General features: G+C 39.6%; 18 protein-coding genes. 8 read left to right on the top strand and 10 right to left on the bottom strand.

What is annotated here, in order from left to right; genetic code table 11:
- Positions 1-7: 7 nt before the first annotated feature.
- A complete protein-coding gene (locus tag FDK13_RS14215) occupies positions 8-778 on the top strand; it encodes a biotin--[acetyl-CoA-carboxylase] ligase (RefSeq protein WP_137340671.1) in 771 nt (256 codons plus the stop codon).
- Here FDK13_RS14215 and FDK13_RS14210 read toward each other — a convergent pair.
- On the bottom strand, positions 775-1,122 hold the full coding sequence (locus tag FDK13_RS14210; RefSeq protein WP_137340670.1) for a transmembrane 220 family protein: 348 nt from the start codon (positions 1,120-1,122) through the stop codon (positions 775-777). The genes FDK13_RS14215 and FDK13_RS14210 overlap by 4 nt on opposite strands.
- Positions 1,123-1,205: 83 nt before the next feature.
- Positions 1,206-1,907, bottom strand: a complete 702-nt coding sequence (locus FDK13_RS14205) for a tetratricopeptide repeat protein (RefSeq protein WP_137340669.1) — start codon at positions 1,905-1,907, stop codon at positions 1,206-1,208.
- Between the two features lie 281 nt (positions 1,908-2,188).
- Between FDK13_RS14205 and fsa the strand changes: the two genes are divergently transcribed.
- Together fsa and FDK13_RS14195 are read left to right on the top strand one after the other, a co-directional pair.
- Entirely contained in the window at positions 2,189-2,845 is a 657-nt protein-coding gene (gene fsa, locus FDK13_RS14200) for a fructose-6-phosphate aldolase (protein ID WP_137340668.1), read from the top strand.
- Between the two features lie 83 nt (positions 2,846-2,928).
- The gene (locus FDK13_RS14195) at positions 2,929-3,606 is read left to right on the top strand and encodes a cell division ATP-binding protein FtsE (protein ID WP_137340667.1); all 678 of its coding nucleotides are present in this window, start codon (positions 2,929-2,931) and stop codon (positions 3,604-3,606) included.
- 73 nt (positions 3,607-3,679) lie between these two features.
- Here FDK13_RS14195 and porX read toward each other — a convergent pair whose 3' ends face one another.
- A complete protein-coding gene (gene porX, locus FDK13_RS14190) occupies positions 3,680-5,245 on the bottom strand; it encodes a T9SS response regulator signal transducer PorX (RefSeq protein WP_137340666.1) in 1,566 nt (521 codons plus the stop codon).
- 158 nt (positions 5,246-5,403) lie between these two features.
- Positions 5,404-6,144, bottom strand: a complete 741-nt coding sequence (gene kdsB, locus FDK13_RS14185) for a 3-deoxy-manno-octulosonate cytidylyltransferase (RefSeq protein ID WP_137340665.1) — start codon at positions 6,142-6,144, stop codon at positions 5,404-5,406.
- 15 nt (positions 6,145-6,159) lie between these two features.
- Between kdsB and FDK13_RS14180 the strand changes: the two genes are divergently transcribed.
- The 4 genes from FDK13_RS14180 to FDK13_RS14165 all read left to right on the top strand — a co-directional run bounded on the left by FDK13_RS14180 (position 6,160) and on the right by FDK13_RS14165 (position 9,095).
- Entirely contained in the window at positions 6,160-6,993 is an 834-nt protein-coding gene (locus tag FDK13_RS14180) for a DUF4905 domain-containing protein (protein WP_137340664.1), read from the top strand.
- Positions 6,994-7,983 carry a LysM peptidoglycan-binding domain-containing protein gene (locus tag FDK13_RS14175; protein WP_137340663.1) on the top strand — a complete coding sequence of 330 codons (990 nt, stop codon included), beginning with the start codon at positions 6,994-6,996 and terminating at the stop codon, positions 7,981-7,983.
- A 94-nt stretch (positions 7,984-8,077) separates the two neighbouring features.
- Complete coding sequence (locus FDK13_RS14170; RefSeq protein WP_137340662.1) at positions 8,078-8,290, top strand: hypothetical protein; 213 nt, start codon at positions 8,078-8,080, stop codon at positions 8,288-8,290.
- Positions 8,277-9,095 carry a TIGR02757 family protein gene (locus FDK13_RS14165; RefSeq protein ID WP_137340661.1) on the top strand — a complete coding sequence of 273 codons (819 nt, stop codon included), beginning with the start codon at positions 8,277-8,279 and terminating at the stop codon, positions 9,093-9,095. The genes FDK13_RS14170 and FDK13_RS14165 overlap by 14 nt, the downstream gene beginning before the upstream one ends.
- A 1,152-nt stretch (positions 9,096-10,247) precedes the next feature.
- On the opposite strand, the gene FDK13_RS14160 is transcribed toward FDK13_RS14165, so the two are convergent.
- The 5 genes from FDK13_RS14160 to FDK13_RS14140 all read right to left on the bottom strand — a co-directional run bounded on the left by FDK13_RS14160 (position 10,248) and on the right by FDK13_RS14140 (position 18,066).
- Positions 10,248-13,625 (bottom strand): ThuA domain-containing protein, encoded by a 3,378-nt coding sequence (locus tag FDK13_RS14160; RefSeq protein ID WP_229216052.1) that lies wholly within the window; start codon positions 13,623-13,625, stop codon positions 10,248-10,250.
- A gap of 190 nt (positions 13,626-13,815) precedes the next feature.
- Positions 13,816-14,868, bottom strand: a complete 1,053-nt coding sequence (locus tag FDK13_RS14155; protein WP_137340659.1) for a sugar phosphate isomerase/epimerase family protein — start codon at positions 14,866-14,868, stop codon at positions 13,816-13,818.
- A gap of 263 nt (positions 14,869-15,131) precedes the next feature.
- A complete protein-coding gene (locus FDK13_RS14150; protein WP_137340658.1) occupies positions 15,132-15,500 on the bottom strand; it encodes a four helix bundle protein in 369 nt (122 codons plus the stop codon).
- 178 nt (positions 15,501-15,678) lie between these two features.
- On the bottom strand, positions 15,679-16,824 hold the full coding sequence (locus FDK13_RS14145; RefSeq protein ID WP_137340657.1) for a Gfo/Idh/MocA family protein: 1,146 nt from the start codon (positions 16,822-16,824) through the stop codon (positions 15,679-15,681).
- A gap of 111 nt (positions 16,825-16,935) precedes the next feature.
- Positions 16,936-18,066 (bottom strand): Gfo/Idh/MocA family protein, encoded by a 1,131-nt coding sequence (locus tag FDK13_RS14140; protein ID WP_137340888.1) that lies wholly within the window; start codon positions 18,064-18,066, stop codon positions 16,936-16,938.
- A 257-nt stretch (positions 18,067-18,323) separates the two neighbouring features.
- Between FDK13_RS14140 and FDK13_RS14135 the strand changes: the two genes are divergently transcribed.
- Positions 18,324-19,568: an MFS transporter gene (locus FDK13_RS14135; protein ID WP_137340656.1), complete on the top strand. Its 1,245-nt coding sequence runs from the start codon at positions 18,324-18,326 to the stop codon at positions 19,566-19,568.
- 128 nt (positions 19,569-19,696) lie between these two features.
- On the opposite strand, the gene FDK13_RS14130 is transcribed toward FDK13_RS14135, so the two are convergent.
- Positions 19,697-22,105: an endonuclease MutS2 gene (locus FDK13_RS14130; RefSeq protein ID WP_137340655.1), complete on the bottom strand. Its 2,409-nt coding sequence runs from the start codon at positions 22,103-22,105 to the stop codon at positions 19,697-19,699.
- Between the last annotated feature and the right edge of the window lie 36 nt (positions 22,106-22,141).

Genomic DNA, 22,141 nt, shown 5'->3' with positions numbered 1-22,141 from the left:
AAAAAAATTGTACAACTCTATATACGATACCCTAATTATAGGCAAAAAAGTTATTTATCTGCCAAGTTGTCATTCTACAAACGACATAGCGGCTGAATTAGTACGTAATGATGCAAGTATGGAAGGAGCTATTGTCATTACTGACGACCAGACAAAAGGCCGTGGACAAAGAGGTACAACCTGGGTAACCCAGCCTCGGATGAACCTTACCATGTCTGTCATTCTTACCCCGATATTCTTACCAATACAGGAACAATTTCTGATCAGCCAGGCAATGGCACTTGGTATTTCATCATACCTGAGCAACTATTCTGATAAAGTTAAGATAAAGTGGCCGAATGACATATATCTGGGTGACAAAAAAATCTGCGGGACGTTAATTGAAAACGGTATTCAGGGGACGCGTCTGGCAAGTTCGGTAGTAGGAATGGGCATCAATATAAATCAAATTGATTTCTCAAATCCCCGGGCGACCTCACTGGCTAAGGAAAGTGGGCAGGATTTTATACTGGCTGATGAGTTTTATCAATTAATTCATCATCTCGATGCGTGGTATTTAAAATTAAAATCGACGAAAAATAATCATGAAATCCGTCAGGCGTATCTGGAAAATTTATACGGTTATAACCAAGTATGCCTGTTTCGATACCGGAACGAGGTCGTATCCGGCACGGTAACAGGCATAACTGATTATGGAAAACTATGTGTCAAATTTGAAAATCAGTCCGAAATAAAAGAACTGGATCTCAAAGAAGTGGAATGGGTATGGGAAAACTAATCGGTAACTGTTGGTTTACCCCATTTTCCTAAAACAACCATAGCAAGACAGCAAATCAATAAACCAAGAGATTCACGGGCTTCTTCGATGTTGATGCTTCTCATTTTGGCTTCTCCCCAGAAAATCCCTTCAAAGTGAGGTGGCCATTGAAAAATGGATGCTACCAGATATCCTGCTGCCAGGCCATAAAAAACCCAGGAAGGCCAAAGATTGTTAAAACTCATATAGCAAGCCAGGGCGGCTGCGCTGTATGTGAAGATCCAGATTGTAGCATCAGGATCATTAAACTGGAAATATGCGAAAAGCATAAAAAGCAATCCGAATATGATTTTGAAAAATTTCATGATTTATATGGTTAGTGGGTTTTACCGGTTTATGATAAAGATGAAATAACGATTTTATTACTTTTTCAGCAATAAGATTTTTATCATTTACAAAACTGACTGATCGCAGGTGTTGCATCTTCATATCCCAAATTCTGTGCCTGTTTCAGGCTGCTGCATCCCAAATCTTTTTCACCGTCGTACCATTCAGCCAAACCCAGTCCGTAAAATGCTTTTCCATATTGGGAGTCTAGTTTTACAGTCTGGCGAAAAGCAAGCGTTGCTTTTTTGAAATCATTCTGACGATAATACGTATTACCTAAATTATACCAGGCCATTTTATTTTCCTGATTAAGTTCTGTTGCTTTTTCAAAATCATGAATGGCAGGCTCCAGTTTGTCAAGAATTACATAAAGCTGGCCCCTGTTTAAAAATACATCGGAAGTATCCGGCGCAAGTGATGCTGCTTTATTATAATCTGTCAAGGCAGAATCAAGATGATTATCATTGGTATATAGAAGCGCGCGGTTGAAGTATGGACGATAGGATGCAGGCTGTAATTTTATCGCCTGGTTGAAATCCATAAGTGCACTCTGGTAATCTTTCATTTCATAATAAGCAACCCCGCGGGTATTCAAAGCTTCGGCGTTGGAAGTATTTTTTTCAATGGCTTTGTTGAGGTATTCAATGGCTTCTTTGTTTTTGCCTTCTTTCATCAAATCTTTGCCTTTTTGCAGGAAAGCATCAGAAGAATTGGAGCAGGAATTAAGGAAAACTAAAAAAAATAAAAAAAATATTCGGTACATAATCACTCATTTATAGTTGGTTCGCACAAAAGTAAGACGAAACGTTAAATGAATGTTTTCTTTTTGTCAATAAAATGTCTTTATCTTTGCAATGGCAAATCGGAACTACCAGCTCCTTCCGAATCCCCCAGGTCCTGACGGAAGCAAGGGTAGGTGGTTGATGCGGTGAGATTCTCGGTTTGCCTTTTTTTATGCCCTTTCGCCTCGATTCCACAACTTTTTTTTGCTTTTAGTAATGGTTTCCTACTTTTGTGGGACAATTAAACTATTTAATTTTTGATATGAAATTTTTTATTGATACTGCCAATCTAAAAGAAATTAAAGAAGCTCATGCTTTGGGCATACTTGATGGTGTTACTACAAACCCGTCACTTATGGCAAAAGAAGGAATTACAGGTAAGGATAATATCATGAGACACTACAAAGCGATCTGTGATATTGTTGACGGAGATGTAAGTGCGGAAGTTATTTCTGTTGATTTGGAGGGTATGATTCGTGAAGGTGAAGAATTGATCGAGATTGATGATAAAATTGTCGTGAAAATCCCAATGATCAAAGAAGGTGTAAAGGCTTTGAAATATTTTTCAAGCAAAGGTATCCGTACTAACTGTACACTTATTTTCTCGGCAGGACAGGCGTTGATCGCTGCAAAAGCGGGTGCAACCTATGTATCTCCGTTTATTGGCCGTCTGGACGATATTTCAACAGACGGAATTGGTTTAATTGAGCAAATCCTTACAATCTATCGTAATTACGGTTATGAAACTCAGGTTTTGGCAGCGTCAGTTCGTCACCCGATGCACATTATCCAGTGTGCAGAAGTTGGAGCAGATGTAATGACAGGGCCTTTGAGCGCGATGGAAGCATTAATGAAACATCCGCTTACAGATATCGGACTTGAAAAATTCCTTGCTGATTACAACAAAGGAAACGCGTAATAAGAAATTAGTAAAAAAGGTCAGATATTTAGATTTCTAAGTATTTGACCTTTTCCCACATATGATTGTCTCCTTTTGCCATTATGACTGAAACCAGAGAGCCTATTGTAATACTGGAACGGGCTGATATTTATCAGGGCGACCGGCCGGTTTTGAATGACGTCCATTTTGAGATAAAAAATGGAGAATTTGTGTATCTGATCGGCCGTACGGGAAGCGGAAAAAGTTCACTCATGAAAACGCTATATGGCGATTTGTGGCTGCACACAGGTTCTGCCAAAGTGGTTGGTTATGAGTTGCATAACATAAAAAGAGCAGATATTCCTTTTCTCCGGCGTAAAATCGGAATCGTATTCCAGGATTTTCAATTGCTTTCGGACCGTTCGGTGGAAGACAATCTTTCTTTTGTATTGAGGGCAACGGGTTGGGAACAGCAATCGAAAATTTCAAAACGTATCGCAGAAGTTTTGATGCAGGTAGGATTGGGAACTTCCCAGAAGAAAATGCCCCATCAGCTTTCGGGTGGAGAGCAGCAGCGTGTAGTAATTGCCCGTGCAATGCTGAATGAACCAAGAATTCTGATTGCGGATGAACCAACAGGAAATCTTGACCCGGAAGTAGGAGACCAGATCATGCAGGTTTTCAAGACGATCAACAACGCAGGAACAGCCATTTTAATGGCGACCCATAATTATGAATTCCTGAAAAAATTTCCGGCACGGACCCTGAAGTGTGAAAATGGAAATGTAACCGAAGGATAAGAATATTAGATATAAAATGAGGGCTGAGAAGTTTTATTTCTCAGCCCTCATTTTATATAACCCAAAGCGGTAATTATTTCGCTGTTAAATCAATAAACGGAATAATAACTTCCTCAAGAGAAACGCCTCCATGCTGGAAAGTATCCCGATAAAGATTTACATATTGATTGTAGTTGTTCGGATAAGCAAAGAAATAATCTTCTTTTGTAAATACGTACGAAGTTGAAACATGCGGTTTTGGCAAAAATATACGTTCAGGTTTACGACAAACCATTAAATGATTGTCATCAAAACCCAGATTTTTTCCATGTTTGTATCGCAGGTTTGTATTCGTTTCACGATATCCGATGATTTTTACCGGTTTCTGAACACGAATCATACCATGATCTGTCGTCAGAATCAAGCGGCATTTTTTCTCAGCCACCTTTTTGATAAATTCCAAAAGTGGAGAATGCAGCAACCATGATTTTGTAATGGAACGGTAAGCGGCTTCATCAGGCGCCAGTTCCTTGATCATCTGAACGTCCGTACGGGCGTGTGACAACATGTCAACAAAATTGTAAACAACTACGTTTAACTGGTTGTTTAACAGATTGTTGAAATTGTCGATCAGTGATTTCCCCTGGTTGGTATTCAGGATTTTGTTATAGGATGATTTGATGTTGAAATGATTCGTTTCCAGCTGTTTTTGCAAGAAATCATATTCATGGTTATTCAGACCTTCTTCACCGTCCGGCGTATTTTCATCACTTACCCACCACTGCGGATGTTTCCGTTCCATCTCACTCGGCATCATACCTGAGAAAATGGCGTTACGCGCATAACCAGTTGTAGTTGGAAGAATCGAGTAATAAGAAGTTTCTTCTTCGATATTAAAATACTCCTGAATGATCGGCTGGATCACTTTCCACTGATCATAACGGAAATTATCAATCAATAAAAAGAAAACCGGTTCAGTGGATTTTTTTAGATGAGGGAATACTTTCTGCTTCATCAACTGATGCGAAAGTACCGGGCGGTCTGCTTTTGGATCGTTAAGCCAGCCTTCATATTCCTGCTCAATGAATTTACAGAAGTTAGCATTCGCATCACTTTTCTGCATACTGAACACTTCTGACATTCCCTGGTCATCCGAATTTTCAAGTTCCAACTCCCAGTAAATCAATTTTTTATATATATCAGCCCATTCCTCATGACCGATTCTGTCCTGATACTGCATCGCCAGATTTCTGAATTCCTGCTGATAGCTCAGCGTGGTTTTTTCAGTAACAAGCCTTTTATTATCAAGTATTTTTTTAACAGAAAGTAAAATCTGGTTTGGATTAAGAGGCTTTATAAGATAATCATCGATTTTGGAACCAATGGCATCTTCCATTATATGTTCTTCCTCGCTTTTGGTGATCATCACAACCGGTAGTGTCGGCTGCAACTGTTTAATCTGCGCAAGAGTTTCAAGACCGGTCATCCCCGGCATCATTTCATCTAAAAAGACAATATCAAATCGCTCATTTTCAATTCGGTCCAAGGCATCTGCTCCACTGTTAACCGGTGTTACATTATAACCCTTATTGGTCAAAAACATGATATGAGGTTTAAGAAGATCTATTTCATCATCTGCCCAAAGAATTTTATTTTGCATATGTGTTATTTCAATTAGTACTGTTTAAAACAAAGAAAATTAACGTGCCAATGGGGTGAATGGTATTGAAAAATTGTGTTTTTAACAAAATTTAAGGGTTTTCGCACACTCCAAAGTCATATTTGATTCTGTAATTTACTACTTTATAATCGCAAATTTCAGGATAAAAATTTCCGTGTTACCCTGTCCAGATCATCCGGCGTATCCACCCCGTGTGAATCGTCTGAAGTGATTACTGCTTTTATTGAATATCCGTTTTCCAACCAGCGTAACTGTTCGAGCGACTCTGCTTTTTCGAGTGACGAAACTTCAAGTTTTGTAATTTCTTCAAGCACATCAACCCGGTAAGCATAAATTCCGATATGTTTGTAAAAGGTATGAGCGTCTAGCCAATTTTCCGGCTCTACGCCTCGGAGGTAGGGAATTGTCTGTCTGCTGAAATAAAGAACTTCCTGCCGTTTGTTCAGTACGGCTTTCGGTACGTTAACGTTGCAAAGAATATCCTGACTGTCGATAATTTTGACCAAAGTAGCCAATTCGATTGTTCCGTCAAGTACTTTCGCCAGACTGTTAATCGGTTCGGGGCTGATAAAAGGTTCGTCGCCCTGAATATTAATTACGTAGTCATAATTTCCTTCGGTTTTTTGTAACGCTTCAAAACATCTATCGGTACCGCTCTGATGATTTTCCGAAGTCATAACTGCCTTTCCGCCAAACTGATGTACGTGGTCCAATATTCTTTCATCGTCGGTTGCTACAATAATCTGACTGAGATGCGTAGCTTTGGAGGATTGTTCATATACACGCTGGATCATGGATTTTCCGCCAATATCTACAAGAGCTTTGGCCGGGAAACGGGTTGATGCATAGCGCGCCGGTATTATTCCTAGTATCTGCACGTATTTAAAGTTTGAATGATGTCATTTCTAATTTTGTTTCAAAATAAAGCTAAAATTTTGCAAAAACTGTTTTCAAATACGTTTTCACAAAATATCTGGCGAATACTTCCGCATCCCGATCCTGACAGAAATGAATGGGCTGTTGAATTACGGGAAAGTTCGCAAAAGAATGTATCGTTTGCCATAATTGATTTATCCGTTCCCGAATTGCGCTGGCAAGTTACGCCGGAAGGAGCAGATTGGTGGACTTCTTTGACTGCATTTTCTGGTGATCATATATTTCTGCATAACTACCGGTACCCGGATTTGCCGCAACCAACTGATTTACTGGCGATTTCTGTAAATACAGGAAATTTGCTTTGGGCATTGCCTAACTACGTATTAGTCCGGACGTTAGACCATGATTTGGTGGAAGTTGCAACTTTCAAAGGCGATCAGTTTCAAAAAGGATTTTTTGATATCAGAACAGAAATACTAAGTCCGGTTTCAGAAGAAATTAATCTGCCGACTACGGAAATAATTTTAAAACAACCTGTTCGTTACAAGGAAAGAAATGTATATTTTGACAGATTGGCATCTTTTTTAACCGATATAAATGGTATTTCAAAACCCATTTGTATTGATTATTTGGATGAAAGACCCTATATGATGTTTTCTTATTATATTTACGAGCAGGAAAAGGTAGCACAATATCTTCTTATCGTTACAGATCAAAAAGAAATCGTTTTTCAGGAAAAACTTTCGGAAGGCCGGGATGGCGTTGGCCAGTCGACCATGATGCTGAAAAACAAAGTATTGGTTTATCTTAAAAATAACAACGAGTTTTCGAGTTTAACATTTTTATACTGAATGAAATACATAGTATACCTAGCCATTTTGGCAGGTTTTTTAACAGGAGTGGCAAATGCCCGTGCGAATGGAGTGAGTGTTGTAGATTCTATCGGGTATGAAAAAGTAGGCGGTAAGATTTATGTTTTGCATAAGGTTAATCAAGGACAAACAATGTTCGCTGTCGTAAGACAGTATGGAACTACGATTCAATCACTTCGGGAAGCAAATCCCGGAATCAGCGATAATGTTCAGTTAGGACAAACACTTCGGGTTCCTTATACTCCAAAAGCAAAGAAAAAAGAGGAACCAAAAAAGGAAGAGCCTAAAAAAGAAGTTGCAAAAGCTCCTGTAAAAGATTCAGCTCCTTTGCCTCCGCCTCCTTCACCAACAATATCTTCGCCAACTCCAACGGCAGACTCAAAAGTTTCTGTTGCACCTAATGGAGTTCATAAAGTAGAAGCAGGACAAACGCTTTATCGCGTCGCTGTTAAATATGGTGTTTTAATGGCAGATATTCGTAAATGGAATAATTTGAAGGACGATAACCTTACCGACGGAGAGGAATTAATTGTCAGCGAAAAGGCGGCAGAAAAAAGTAAGCAGCCAGCAGCGCCTGAACCGAAAAAAGTGGTAACCAATGTGGTGAAAGATTCTGTGAGAGCCAAAGCGGCCGTTGCTGAAAAAATAATGAAACCGGTAGAAGAAGTTGCGCCGCCAAAAGTTGTTACCGGAAAACGTAAATCTGAGTCAGGTTTGGCTGAGGTAATTGAAACAGATGAGAGCACCAGCAAGTTTTTAGCTTTGCACCGCACTGCACCAATTGGGGCATTGGTAGAAGTTTTGAATGAATACAATCAGGAAAAAATTATTGTAAGGGTTATCGGAAGGATTCCGGATACGAGTGTGAATGATGATATTGTGATCAAATTATCATCCCGTGCTTTTGAAAAAGTTTCGCCTAACAGCAAGAGATTCAGGGCGGTTATCAGTTATCTTGATAATAATTAGAACTTGTTTTGAAATTTAAATGAACCAGGATTAGTTTTATCAATAGTATAGATGAAGATTTAACCTGGCATACACAAATTCTGAATAATAAATAATGAAGCATTCACCTCAGTTCCGATCTAAAAGAGAAGAAGAAAGAGCAGCTGCAAAAAATACGACAGGCTACAAAATCTGGAGTGTTATGTTTACGATCATGTATCCTTTTATAGCCGTTTTCACTTTCGTGTTTTCTTGCATTGTGATGTTCTTTTCCGGAATATCAAGAGTTTTGGCGTACGTGTTAGGAAGAGGTCATGCCGGAAACTGAGATTGAACTAATTCCAATTTCCCAATCCATTACTGATTTACTGGAAGCCAAAGCTGCACAATACAACCAGCAGGATTTTATTCCTTTTGATCCAATCAGTATTCCACATCGTTTTTCTAAAAAACAAGATATTGAGATCATGGGTTTCTGGGCTGCTGTTCTGGCCTGGGGCCAACGGAAAACAATCATAAATAAATGTCTGGAATTGTCGGCATTGATGGATGACGCTCCTTATGACTTTATAAAAAATCATCAGGATAGTGATCTGAAAAGATTTCTTGATTTCAAACACCGTACTTTCAACGCGACGGACACGCTTTATTTTCTCTACTTTTTTCGAAATTATTACAACAAATATGACTCGTTGGAAAATGCTTTCAGTAATTATATAACTGAATCTGATATTACAATTGAAAACGGATTAATCGGTTTTCATGATTTGTTTAGCGACTCTGAAAATTTCCCTTTAAGAACCCGCAAACATATCGCTACGCCGGTGCGTAAATCGTCGTGTAAGCGACTGAATATGTTTTTGAGGTGGATGGTGAGGAAAGATGATAAAGGAGTTGATTTTGGTATTTGGGATAAAATAAAACCTTCTCAGCTTGTTTGTCCATGTGATGTGCATGTGGATCGGATTGCAAGAAAATTAGGATTAATTCAAAGGCCGGTAACTGATTGGCGGACAGCTGTGGAATTGACCGCCGCATTACGTATGTTAAATCCAAATGATCCGGTTTTGTATGATTTTGCATTATTTGGCTTAGGAATTGAAGGATTTGCGAAAGAGGAGTTTTTGATTTGAATTTGTAAATAGTTTAGGTGTTTTTGACATTTCTTATGCCACCCTTTCAGGGTTTTGGTTTCGTACCACTTATTGCTTTCCTATAATAATGTCATCCCTTCGGGATTTTGTTATTCCTAACTGTATCATTAAAATTTTGACTTTTAAAATGCAGAATCTAACCAGTATATTTTAATTCGAAAATTTCTATAACCACAATCCCGAAGGGATGGCATTATTATAGAGCGCCAGATTCACTAACTGGCAATAACCCTGGAAGGGTGACATATGAATTGCTGTGAACTATTACGAACCAATTATCAATACCACTAAAAATGGAAATCCCGGTCGATAACAACGAGTCGGGATTCTTTGATTTAAATAATATCTAATATATAATTGCATCGAACTTTATTAAGGGGTTGGTCGCTTTTTTATGCCACCCTTTCAGGGTTTTATTACTGGGCTCAAATTACTTTTGCTATAATAATGTCATCCCTTCGGGATTTTGTTATTCCTAACTGTATCATTAAAATTTTGACTTTTAAAATGCAGAATCTAACCAGTATATTTTAATTCGAAAATTTCTATAACCACAATCCCGAAGGGATGGCATTATTATAGAGCGCCAGATTCACTAACTGGCAATAACCCTGAAAGGGTGACATATGAATTGCTGTGAACTATTACGAACCAATTACCAATACCACTAAAAATGGAAATCCCGGTCGATAACAACGAGTCGGGATTCTTTGATTTAAATAATATCTAATATATAATTGCATCGAACTTTATTAAGGGGTTAGTCGCTTTTTTATGCCACCCTTTCAGGGTTTTATTACTGGGCTCAAATTACTTTTGCTATAATAATGTCATCCCTTCGGGATTTTGTTATTCCTAACTGTATCATTAAAATTTTGACTTTTAAAATGCAGAATCTAACCAGTATATTTTAATTCGAAAATTTCTATAACCACAATCCCGAAGGGATGGCATTATTATAGAGCGCCAGATTCACTGACTGGCAATAACCCTGAAAGGGTGACATATGAATTGCTGTGAACTATTAATATGACACAAACCATTTGCAAATAGTAATACTGCTAGAAATCAAAAATCCCGGCTGATGATTAAACGGCCGGGATTTTTGATTTAAATATCTAACGCAATAAACTACATCGCACTTTCTTTAAAATCAATCGTATCAATAGCAAAAAGGGGTTTACCATTAGCTGACGGATTTTTGAACACAAATACAACTTTGTGTTTTTTATTATCTGCTGGCGCTTTTACAGGAATATTCAACGTTTCGGAAGACGATACATTTGCTTCACCGATTTTAAGTCCGGCTGGGGAGTCCAAATGAGCTTCCAGTACTCCTCCCGCAGTTTTATCACTGCTGATTACCGCAACTGTGAGCGTTGAAATGTCTGTCAGGTCAATATCATCAAAAGCAATGTAACTTCCGTTTGCAGAGCCCAAAACAACTTCCGGGCCGGATGGAAGTTTGTATTTCATGTAATTTTTCCCTTCATCCAAAGTATTTGCCTGCAATTTGGCCGGACGCAAAGCGATTGTTTTTGAACCTGTCAAAGGCCCCATTGTCCCATTTCCTTTGTCAGTATAACTTGCAGTGAAAATATAAGAACCATCTTTTTTCTTGGCTTCTGTTACATAAGCGCTTTTCAAAGGCTTTTTATCAACAACCTGTTTTTTCGCAAGCGATAAAATGTATTTAACCATTTCTTCGACTTCTTCCGGTTTGTGTTGAGGGTGCGCCGCCATAGCCTGCTCTCCCCAAACACCACCGCCACCTTTGATGACTTTGTCCGTAAGCGTTTTCAATGAATTACGTTCATTCTCATATCTTTTTGCAACTTCAATATAAGTTGGCCCGATTGATTTTTTGTCAACCGAATGACAGGCTTTACAATCACTTAATTCGATCAGACGTTTGCCGGTATCAAATCCGGTATTCGCCTGATGACCTTGTGCGAGAACTGTTTTATCAAAACCTTCCAGATAATTAATCGTCAACGTTACTTCGTCTTCCGGGATGGTTTTCTTTACCAGACTTCCATCTTCTTTATCAGAAACCGCAACTTCATATTTAACCGGTTTGTCATTCCAGTAAAAAGTTTTGTTTCCTTTTATTGCAACGTCAACCTGTGGGATTGCATTTCCTGCCTTGATCGTTACTTCCGAAGTATTACTGTTTCCGGCACTGTCAGTTACTTTTAAAACCGCAGTATATTCTCCTGGTTTTGTGTAGGTGAAAGTTGGGTTTGGCAAAGCACTTTTTCCTAAACCTTTTCCAAATGACCAGTCATATTTAATTACGTCGCCATCATAATCCAGAGATCCTTTTGATGAAAATGCTACTTTCAAAGGAATGGCTCCGGTTGTATTAGTTGCTTTTGCAGCAGCAACAGGAACACGGTTTCCGGCATTAAAAGTAATATGTGAAAGGCTGGCTTCGTCATTTTGTGCAAACCAGTTGGGGCCGTATTCCAAAGTGTATAATGAACCATCGCTGGCAAACTGCATATCCATCGGATGGCTGAATTTACCATTCGGCATAAAGCGTTCGATATTGATCAGATCGCCTTTTTCATTCATCGTCACAATGTTGATATAATCACGGATCCAGTCGTATGCGAAAAATTTACCATTGTAATAATTTGGGAATTTGTCTTTTCCTGCTTTAAAATCATTGGCATAATACACCGGGCCAGCCATGGCATTTCTGCCGCCTTTGCCCACAATCGGACCGAATTCAGGAGAATCTGCGTAAGGATACCATATAAATGCGGGTTGTGCAGGAGGTAATTTTGTGATACCTGTGTTGTGCGGAGAATCATTGATCGGGGCAGCCGGATCAAATGGCTTACCAGAAGTACTGTCAGCAAAATTGAAACTGATATATGGTTTGTTATCTCCGATAAATAGGGGATAACCAAAATATCCGGCTTTTCTTGCCTGGTTTACTTCATCATATCCGCGTGGTCCACGTTTAGGATTATCGTTTGATGCATCCGGTCCCACATCTCCCCAATAAACATAACCCGTATGCTGATCCACAGAAATACGGTATGGATTACGCGTTCCCATTACATAAATTTCAGGTCTTGTTTTTTCAGTTCCAACAGGAAATAAATTGCCTTCCGGAATATCATAAAGATTAGTGCCGCCAGGCATATTGGCACGGCGATCTCCGTAGCGTGGTTTTATGCGAAGAATTTTTCCGCGAAAGGAATTTGTATTGGAAGAAGAATGACGACCATCCCAGCCTTCACGTCCCGGGCGACCGTCAATCGGTCCATATCCGTCCGATTGAAAAGGATTTACATCATCACCAGTTGATAAATATAAATTTCCTTTTGCATCCCAGGCAATCGAGCCACCTGTATGACAGCAATCCGTTCTTTTTACTGGTACTTTTAGCAAGTTTTCTTCGGTTGACAGTAAAAGCGTGTCCTTAATGTCATCATATTTAAAACGTGACAAATGTTGAGCCGTGTCAGCTTCTGTCGAAGGAGGGGAATAATACAGATAAACCAGTTTATTAGTTTTGAAATTCGGATCAATATTTAGTCCCATTAATCCATATTCCTGTTTGGTATAAACCGGAACTTCTGCTACTATTTTTACTTTGCCCGTTTTAGGACTATATAGTTTTAGTTTTCCTTTTCTTTCAGCAAACAAAACACGCTGATCGTCAAGAACTACCAGTTCTGTTGGTTCGTCAAGTTTTGTTGCCAGTACTTTTTTCGTAAATCGGTTTTCTTCCGGGCGCGATTTTGAATAATCAAGCTTTGCAGCCATTACATAGTTTAACCCACCTGTCAAATGTTTCAAAAATACAGGATTGACAAAAGTGGCGTCTTCGTGTCCGAAATTGGTATAAAAAGCTTTTCCACCATCAAATTCGTGATACCATGACATCGGGTGATCATTGCCCATTTTACCATCTTTATAAGATTTTTCATCAATCTTGACAAGAACAGTTACCTGCGGATTGAAGGTCTTGAAATCATAAAATTCATCCTTGATTTTCCAGCGATCCGGAAAACCTTCCATCGATGGATGCTCACGGTTTACAACATAAGCTTCCCCATTCTGAACATTTGGATTTCCAGGATGGCTTGCGAAATAGGCACCTGCAAGTTTGTTATACCATTGCCAGTCATATTCAGTATCCGTCGCGGCATGAATACCAAGATATCCGCCGCCTGCTTGAATGTAGTGTTCAAAAGCTTCCTGCTGATTGTCATTTAGTACATTTCCTGTTGTGTTAAGGAAAACTACGGCACTGTATTTTCTAAGATTTTTTTCTGTGAAAAGTGCTGCATTTTCTGTTGTATCAACGCTAAAACCGTTTTCTGTTCCCAGTTTCGTAATAGCAGTTTTTCCTGCGCCTATGGAACCGTGACGGAAACCAGCAGTTTTTGAAAATATCAGGACACGTTTTTCAGGTGTAACAGATTGTGCAGTAACATTAATCGAAAAACAAATGCATAGTGCGAGACAAAATGCATTCAGATAATTCATTGTTTTTTTGCGGACTTGATCCTTCATTATTATGCTAATTGGATTTGTTAAAAGGTCATGGTTTACTTACTTGCAAACTTGGATTTTCTACTATTTTTCACATAAAAGTTACAATTAAATATATAAAAAAACCTATCAGTCATAAGAACGATAGGTTTTTATTATACTTGTTATAAAGACAATTATTTAATTATAGTCCCAATGCTCTGCGGTTAAATGCTTCGTCTGCACCAGTTCCTGCAAAATCATCAAAAGCTTTGGTAGTAACCTCAATAATCTGGTTAGCGATAAACGGAGCGCCTTCTGCCGCACCCTGTACCGGTGATTTTATGCAGCATTCCCATTCCAAAACCGCCCAGCTGTCATAATTGTACTGGGAAAGTTTTGAGAAAATACCTTTGAAATCAACCTGACCGTCACCTAAGGAACGGAAACGTCCGGCCCGGTCAGCCCATCCGGCAAATCCGCTGTAAACACCTTGTTTTCCTGTTGGATTAAACTCGGCATCTTTTACGTGAAACGCTTTGATGCGGTCGTGGTACAAATCGATGAATTGAAGATAATCCAGCTGTTGTAAAACAAAATGGCTTGGGTCATAATTGATGTTAGCTCTTGTATGTCCGTCAAGGTAATCAACAAACATTTCAAAAGTGGATCCGTCAAAAAGATCTTCACCCGGGTGAAGTTCGTAACAAACATCCACGCCGTTTTCGTCGTAAACATCCAGAATTGGTTTCCACCGCGCTGCTAATTCTTTGAACGCAGTTTCAACAAGACCCGCAGGACGTTGTGGCCATGGGTATAGGAACGGCCAAGCCAATGCACCAGAAAAAGTTGCACTTGCTTTTAAGCCAAGATTTTTACTGGCAACAGCCGTGTATTTCAATTGCTGCGTAGCCCATTCCGCTCTTGCTTTCGGGTTATTGCGAACTTCGGGAGCTGCAAAACCGTCATACATTTCATCATAAACCGGATGCGATGCAACCAGCTGACCGATAATATGCGAAGCAAGTTCAGTAATTTCCAAACCTTTGTCTTTCAGCTTTCCTTTTAATTCGTCAGCATAAGTCTGAGATTCGGCAGCAAGCTTAATGTCAATAACTCTTGGATCCCAGATCGGCAACTGAACACCTTTATAGCCAAGATCAGCCATATAAGTTGTAATACCGTCAAGGGTATTAAATGGTGCCTCATCACCCAAAAATTGAGCAAGAAAGATTCCAGGTCCTTTTATAGTTTTCATGATTTTTAATTTTGAATGATAGATTGAGTGAATGATAGAATGGCGGGAACAAACTTAATGGCTTGAACTGCTTCTGGCATCCCACTTTAATGTTGAATGATAGAATTAGTGAATGATAGAATGGGCGGAACAAACTTAAAGGCTTGAACCGGTACTTAATTTGGGGTAATTTTTTAAAATTTCCCAAACCAGGTCATTCAAATCAAAGAAAATCGAACGAGCCAAATATTCACTCATTCTATCATTCACTCATTCTATCATTTTTAATTATGGCTAGAATTGCTTCTGGCTTTGGATAGAATTTTTAAGATTTCTTCTGCTTCATTCATTAAACTAGTAATCTTTTCCATCGGTAAAATTCCTGATTCTGAAATTATTTCAAGCCAAAATAAAGACTCGTCCGCTTCTTCAACTGTTATGCTGAGTTTGGCGAAGAACTCTCTGTTACTTCTGGCCCTACATACCGCTCTATAATTTGCTCCTACCGAAGATGCCGATCTTAGAAATTGTTTTCCAATAATTCGGGCTTCTTCCGAGGAAGGCAAAGCTTTAAATAACTTTATACTTCGTAAAACAAATTGCTTTGTTCTGTCTTTTAAAGCATCAATAAATTCTTCTTTAGTGTGTGTCATCTTAATGAATTTTGAATGGTAGATTGAGTGAATGATAGAATGGCGGGGAACAAATTTAATGGCTTGAATTGCTCCTGGTCTTGGATAGAATGTTTAAAATTTATTCTACCATGTTCTTATATCAATGAAGACCGAATGAGCAAGACATTCACTCATTCTATCATTCACTCATTCAAAATTAAACGGTTACCCAAGCCTGTTTCTTGTTACTTTCCAAAATTCTTTCACAGATCAAAAGCTCACGGTATCCGTCAGCGAAGGTTGGGAAAGTTGGGTTTTCTGGTTGTTTTCCTTCTGCGATAGCAGCGTAAACTTCCTTGAACATTTGTTTTGATGTATCCGGGAAACCTTCGTTATGCCCGCCTGGGAAAGTGATTAATGAGCGAACATCATCATTAACAAGTGAAGGATCACGCATTAATATTTCATTGCTTTTATCGCGGTTACCGATCCACATTTCATTTGGTGCTTCGGACGTCCAGTTGAAAGTTTTCTTCGAACCCGAAATTTCCAATGTCATACGGTTTTTACGACCCGCAGAAACCTGGGAAACGGTAATCACACCTTTGCTTCCATTGTCAAAACGAAGAAGTACGTTGGCGTGATCTTCTGTTGTTATAGGCACATCAGCATAATCTTCCGGCTGAAGCATTTTTCCTGAATAGGTTTCTACCGGTTTCAAAGGTTTTTTACGTGTTTTGTGAATTGTGTTGAAATCGGCAAGAACTTCAACTGTTTTCAAGCCCGTAATGTATTCCAGGATATCCATCAAGTGAGAACCGATATCGGCAATGGCGCGGGAATCTCCGGATTTGTCCGGTTCAAGACGCCAGTTGTAATCTGTTTCGTAAAACAGCCAGTCTTGCAGATAAGAACCGATGAAAGAATAAATTTCTCCCAATTCTCCGCGCTCACGCATCGACTTCATCTGACGAGCCAATGGGTAATAGCGCAAGTTGAAATGTACAGCATTAACCAGACCGGTTTTTGCAGCAAGTTCAACCAGTTCTTCGGCTTCAACTAAATCTTTTGCAAGTGGTTTTTCACAAATAACATGTTTTCCAGCCAACAAAGCGGCTTTCGACTGATTATAGTGAAGGAAGTTAGGCGTACAGATATGGATAACCGAAATATCATCCTGCTTCAATAATTCATCGAACGTGTAAGAACGTGGAATGCCTAATCCGTCAGCTTTTTGTTTTGCAATTTCTGCGGTTACTTCGCAAAGAGCGGCTACTTCGACATTTGGCAAGCGTCTTAAAGCTTCGATATGGGCAGGACCAATAAAACCGGTTCCAACTACACCAACTTTTATTTTATTCATAAACCTGGTAAAAAGTGAAAGGTGAAAATTATGTCAAAAATGTGGATAAGCTTATTATATAAAAGAAGACCGGAACGGTTTCCGATCTTCAAATACGAATCTGATTATTATCTACTCAAAAGTTGTCCATTTTATGTCAGACTTATCTGACGCGAGAACGGTGTCAACGAACTTCATTCCGCGTAAACCATCTTGTGCCGTCGGGAAATCGTAAACAGGATCTGCTTTTCTGCCTTCCTGATGGGCACGAACGTGAATGGCAAAATTCCGGTAAAGATTGGCAAAGGCTTCAAAATATCCTTCCGGATGTCCGGCCGGAATACGCGTATGGACCTGCGCTGCTTTTGATAAATTGCCAACACCGGTACGGATATGTCTCACACCTTGCTGCGTTTTATGGATTAATGTGTTAGGTTCCATTTGTCTCCATTGCAACCCGCCGGTTTCTCCATAAACACGGATATTCAAATCGTTTTCTTCTCCGTTTGCAATCTGGCTATCTTGTAAAATACCTTTTGCTCCGTTGTTGAAACGTAATAAAATATTAGCATCATCATCAAGCTGGCGGCCTTCAACAAAAATCGTAAGATCGGCACAAAGTTGCGTAATTTTTAGTCCGGTGATATATTCAGCCAGGTTTTCAGCATGAGTCCCGATATCGCCAAGGCTTCCGCCTGCTCCGGATTTGCTTGGATCTGTACGCCAGGCAGCCTGTTTGTTGCCCGTAACTTCAACCATTGTGGAAAGCCAGCCTTGTGGATATTCCACAATTACTTTCCGAATTTTTCCTATCGCGCCCGATGCAATCATTTCTTTTGCTTCTTTCACCATCGGATAACCCGTGTAATTATGTGTCAGACAGAAAACCAGCCCGGTTTTTTCAACCAGCTCAACAATTTCTTCTGCTTCTTTTACATTCAGTGTTATTGGTTTGTCGCATACAACATGGAAACCGTTTTCAAGTGCAAGTTTCGTAGGTGCAGCGTGTACGTGATTCGGGGTAACAACAGAAATGAAGTCCATCCGTTCTCCTTCAGGAAGCTGCTTTTCTTTAAGAATCATTTCCTCAAAGTTGGCATAAACGCGGTCCTCGGGCAAATAAAGGGCTTTTCCGGTCTCTTTTGATTTTTCGGGAGACGAGCTGAAAGCACCGCAAACCAGTTCAATTTCTCCATCCATGATAGCCGCACGGCGGTGAACTCCTCCGATAAAAGCATCAAGTGTTCCTCCCACCATACCCATCCTTATCTTTCGTGACATTCCTCTGGGTTTAAAGTTTCAAAAAGATTTTATACTTATAAAGAGTAGTATCTGTTACTCTTACTTCTTACAAAGATATATTTAACATATAAAAAATGTGTCACCAAACGAAGATAGAGTAGTAGAATTGATGACTATTTGTTTTTTTTGTGAAAATATTAAACAATTTCGTTGTCATAATGTTCGTAATTAGTCACTCTCTTATATTTTAACCTTTAACTTATTTAATTTTTCTACGCATGGCTCAACCAGTAAATAGCTCACGGCTTTTCAATGCAAGCTGTTTTGCACTTATTACAACCGCTTTTTCATTTGGTATCCGCGCGGGTATTCTTACCGAATTAGGCGAAAAATTCAGTCTGTCCGGCGAGCAGCTGGGCTTTATTAATTCCATGGCATTTTTTGGTTTTCCAATTGCCATGATCGTGTTTGGAGCTTTGTACAATGTTGTTGGGCCTAAAAGAATTATTTATGTAACTTTTATAAGCCATGCGTTAGGTATTATTTTGACTATTTATGCACAGGGTTTCTGGGGATTATTGATCTCTACTTTTTTCATCGGTTTTGGAAACGGATGTACGGAAGCTGCCTGTAACCCGATGATCGCCGATACTTATTCAGGAAGTACTTTGAATAAAATGATGAACCGCTTTCACATGTGGTTCCCTGGTGGGATTGTAGTAGGCAGTCTTATCTCTAAATTCATGACGGATTATGGCTTCAACTGGCAGGCTCAAATGTGGGTCATTGCCATTCCTGCTGTTATTTATGCATTTCTTTTTTGGGGACAAACTTTCCCTGTCAGCAAAGTGGAAGCAAATACGGCCGGAAACTTCAAAGCAATGCTTTCTCCGCTTTATATCTTTATCATGATTGCGATGGCATTTACTGCTATTTCTGAATTCGGTCCTGAACAATGGGTTGGTCCAATTCTTGGAAAAGTGGGTGCAAGTCCGATGATTATCCTGGTTTGCGTAACAGGTTTAATGGCTGTTGGCCGTTTCTTTGCCGGACCGATTGTTCACCGTCTAAATCCAATTACAATTCTATTGAGTTCAACGGTTATGGCTGCCATCGGAATTTACCTGATGAGTATTGCAACAGGTGGATTGGTTTATTTTGCTGCAATGTTGTTTGCTGTGGGTGTATGTTATTTCTGGCCAACAATGCTTGGATTTGTGGCAGAATATATGCCGCAAACAGGTGCATTTGGTCTTTCGATTGTAGGTGGAATGGGAATGTTCTCAACTTCGATATTCCAGCCTGTTATTGGAAAATGGCTTGATAATGAAAAAGCTGTTCAGGCTGCTGCTGGTGTGACTGGCGATGCTGCTGAATTGGCTGCTGGTCAGGCGACTTTACAAAACATGATTATGTTCCCGCTGGTGGCTTTGGTAATGTTTATTGTGCTTTATTTCTGGATTGGAAATAAAAGACCGGTATTTGTTGATCAAACAGAAATATTGAAATCGCCGCAATTGTAATTTTTTAGGTTACACAGAGAACCACAGAGCGGACGCCGCGCGGGTAAAAAGAGAGCCACAGAGAAAATTGAAAAATTAACTCTGTGGCTCTCTTTATTTTCTCTCTGGTTCTCTGTGTAACCTAAAAACTATTTCAATTTTACGATTGTCACCCCCGCTCCCCCGCGATCTGCATGTTCATCCTGCATTCCAGCAACGTGAGAATAGCCCCGCAAATGATTTCTGACAAGCGTTCGTAGAATGCCGTCACCTTTACCGTGGACAACACGCAGCTCGTCGTAGCCGAGCATAATGGCATTGTCCATGAAGGAATCAAGTACACCCAAAGCTTCTTCTCCACGTTTTCCGCGAATGTCCAGGTTGAAACTGAAATTCATCATCCGTTCGTTCAAATCAACACCTTTCGAAACTGTTTTTAGTTTCTTTTCACCGGTAGCTTCCTTGTAAGTTCTGTTTGAAACCTTTTCCAGGCGGTTTAATTTGATATTGGATTTCAAATCACCAATCCGGATTTCAGCATCTTTTCCTTTCAAAGAAAGTATTTCTCCAATGGCGGTTTGTCCGATGACGCGTACATAACTTCCAATCACAATCGCACCGTCTTCCGGCTCAAAAACATTGTCTTCTGATGGAAGTTCTTCAACTTCTTCCAGTTTTAAATTCTTTTTGCCAAAATTTTCGAGATTGGTCCGTACCGTTTTTGTCTTTTCTTTTTCGGCTTTATTTTCCTTTATTTCACGGATCGTATTTTCAATCAGCTGGTTAGCATCTGATAACAAATTTTTCGCTTTTTGCTTTGCATCATTTACCAGCTTTTTCTCATTGTTTTCCAGATTGGATTTCAATTTGGTATATTCAGAAAGTTGCTGTGCAGCTTTTCTTTCTTTGATACCCAGCTCAATATTTTTTTCTGCAAAAACTTTACGCTCAATATCCAGTTCTTTTAGTAGTTTTTCAAAATTGACCTGTTGCGTTCCAAGTTTTTCTTTGGCGCGATTAATCACTGTATTTGGTAAACCGATTTTTGAAGCAATTTCAAAGGCAAAAGAACTTCCGGGTCTTCCGATTTCCAGTTGATAAATGGGTTCCAAATGTTCTCCGTCAAAGCGCATCGCACCGTTAACCAAACCTTCTGTTTTATCTGCTAATACCTTCAAATTGGTATAATGCGTATTGATTACACCATAAGCGCCCGATTTCGTCAGATCTTCAAGGATTGCTTCTGCAATGGCACCACCAAGTCCTGGCTCTGTTCCTGTTCCAAATTCATCAATCAGGAAAAGCGTTCTTTTGTTGGCTAATGTAAGGAAATGACGCATGTTGGTAAGATGTGAGCTATACGTACTCAAATCATTTTCCAGCGACTGTTCATCACCAATATCAATAAAAATATTCTGGAAAAAGCCCATGGAAGATCCGTCCGCCATCGGAACGAGAAGTCCGCATTGATGCATGTACTGGATCAATCCAACTGTTTTTAGTGAAACTGATTTACCACCGGCATTAGGACCGGAAACGATCAGGATTCTCTGTTTATCCTGCAATTCAATATTTAACGGAACAACTTTTTTTCCTTGCTTTTGGAAGGATAAGTGCAGTAATGGATGCCTCGCGTCCTTCCAGTCAATGAATTGCTTGTTTACAAAAGTCGGATTCGTTGCATTCATCTGAATCGCAATCTTTGCTTTTGCCCGCAGAAAATCCATCAGACCTAAAAATGAATATGCCTTTTGAAGATCTGGCACGAACGGCCTCAGTTGATCCGTCAAATGCATAAGAATCCGGTTTATTTCCCGACGTTCCTCGTATTCCAGTTCGCGGATTTCATTGTTGGATTCAAAAACGTCTGTGGGTTCTATAAAAACCGTTTGTCCTGTTGAGGATTCATCATGAATAAATCCTTTCAATTTTCTTTTATGCTCTGCCGCCAGAGGAATAACCATTCTGCCATTTCTTACCGTCAACGACACGTCTTCGCTGATCCAGCCGCTGCTTTTGGCGGTTCGCAGCATGGTATCAAGTTTTTTCCGTATTCCCGCCTGCTCCGAGATTAATTTCTTTCTTATACGAGATAATTCCGGCGAAGCAGTATCCCGAATCTGTCCCCGGTCGTCAATGATTTTATCAATCGAATCTGTAATCGCTTTATCGACACGAACCGTTTTGGCATATTCACCCAAAAGCGGAAATGATTCAGGTTCCTGATTGGCAAAAAAACGAAGACAAAGACGGATGGTTTGAAGCGATGCTTTTAGATCGGAAAATTCTTCCAGTGTCAAAAGCATACCTTCAATAGCAGCGCGTTTTAAATAAGGCGTTGCATCAAGATAATTTTGAGATGGAAAATCTTCTCCGATTTCCATGACCCGTTTCATCTCGGCTGTTTGGCTAACCAGTTTTTCAACCATGCCAAAATTGTCTGAGAAGCGGATTTTTTCAACAAAACTACGCCCCAAGGGACTTATACACGCTTCTTTCAACAATTCGCGCAGTTTGTCAAAACCTAATTTTTGTTCAATTGTATTGGGGTATAACATTCTGATATTTCTGATTTTGAAAGGTCTGTTTTAAGT

Source organism: Dyadobacter frigoris (assembly GCF_005280585.1).
GTDB lineage: Bacteria > Bacteroidota > Bacteroidia > Cytophagales > Spirosomataceae > Dyadobacter > Dyadobacter frigoris.
The sequence above is the reverse complement of the archived record's forward strand: the minus strand, read 5'-3'. Positions and strand labels throughout refer to the sequence as shown.

Coding starts and splice junctions, on each gene's coding strand:
- FDK13_RS14210 (WP_137340670.1), bottom strand. CDS start 1,122: ATGAAATTTTTCAAAATCATATTCGGATTGCTTTTTATGCTTTTCGCA.
- FDK13_RS14205 (WP_137340669.1), bottom strand. CDS start 1,907: ATGTACCGAATATTTTTTTTATTTTTTTTAGTTTTCCTTAATTCCTGC.
- fsa (WP_137340668.1), top strand. CDS start 2,189: ATGAAATTTTTTATTGATACTGCCAATCTAAAAGAAATTAAAGAAGCT.
- FDK13_RS14195 (WP_137340667.1), top strand. CDS start 2,929: ATGACTGAAACCAGAGAGCCTATTGTAATACTGGAACGGGCTGATATT.
- porX (WP_137340666.1), bottom strand. CDS start 5,245: ATGCAAAATAAAATTCTTTGGGCAGATGATGAAATAGATCTTCTTAAA.
- FDK13_RS14180 (WP_137340664.1), top strand. CDS start 6,160: ATGATGTCATTTCTAATTTTGTTTCAAAATAAAGCTAAAATTTTGCAA.
- FDK13_RS14175 (WP_137340663.1), top strand. CDS start 6,994: ATGAAATACATAGTATACCTAGCCATTTTGGCAGGTTTTTTAACAGGA.
- FDK13_RS14170 (WP_137340662.1), top strand. CDS start 8,078: ATGAAGCATTCACCTCAGTTCCGATCTAAAAGAGAAGAAGAAAGAGCA.
- FDK13_RS14165 (WP_137340661.1), top strand. CDS start 8,277: ATGCCGGAAACTGAGATTGAACTAATTCCAATTTCCCAATCCATTACT.
- FDK13_RS14160 (WP_229216052.1), bottom strand. CDS start 13,625: ATGAATTATCTGAATGCATTTTGTCTCGCACTATGCATTTGTTTTTCG.
- FDK13_RS14155 (WP_137340659.1), bottom strand. CDS start 14,868: ATGAAAACTATAAAAGGACCTGGAATCTTTCTTGCTCAATTTTTGGGT.
- FDK13_RS14150 (WP_137340658.1), bottom strand. CDS start 15,500: ATGACACACACTAAAGAAGAATTTATTGATGCTTTAAAAGACAGAACA.
- FDK13_RS14145 (WP_137340657.1), bottom strand. CDS start 16,824: ATGAATAAAATAAAAGTTGGTGTAGTTGGAACCGGTTTTATTGGTCCT.
- FDK13_RS14140 (WP_137340888.1), bottom strand. CDS start 18,066: ATGGGTATGGTGGGAGGAACACTTGATGCTTTTATCGGAGGAGTTCAC.
- FDK13_RS14135 (WP_137340656.1), top strand. CDS start 18,324: ATGGCTCAACCAGTAAATAGCTCACGGCTTTTCAATGCAAGCTGTTTT.
- FDK13_RS14130 (WP_137340655.1), bottom strand. CDS start 22,105: ATGTTATACCCCAATACAATTGAACAAAAATTAGGTTTTGACAAACTG.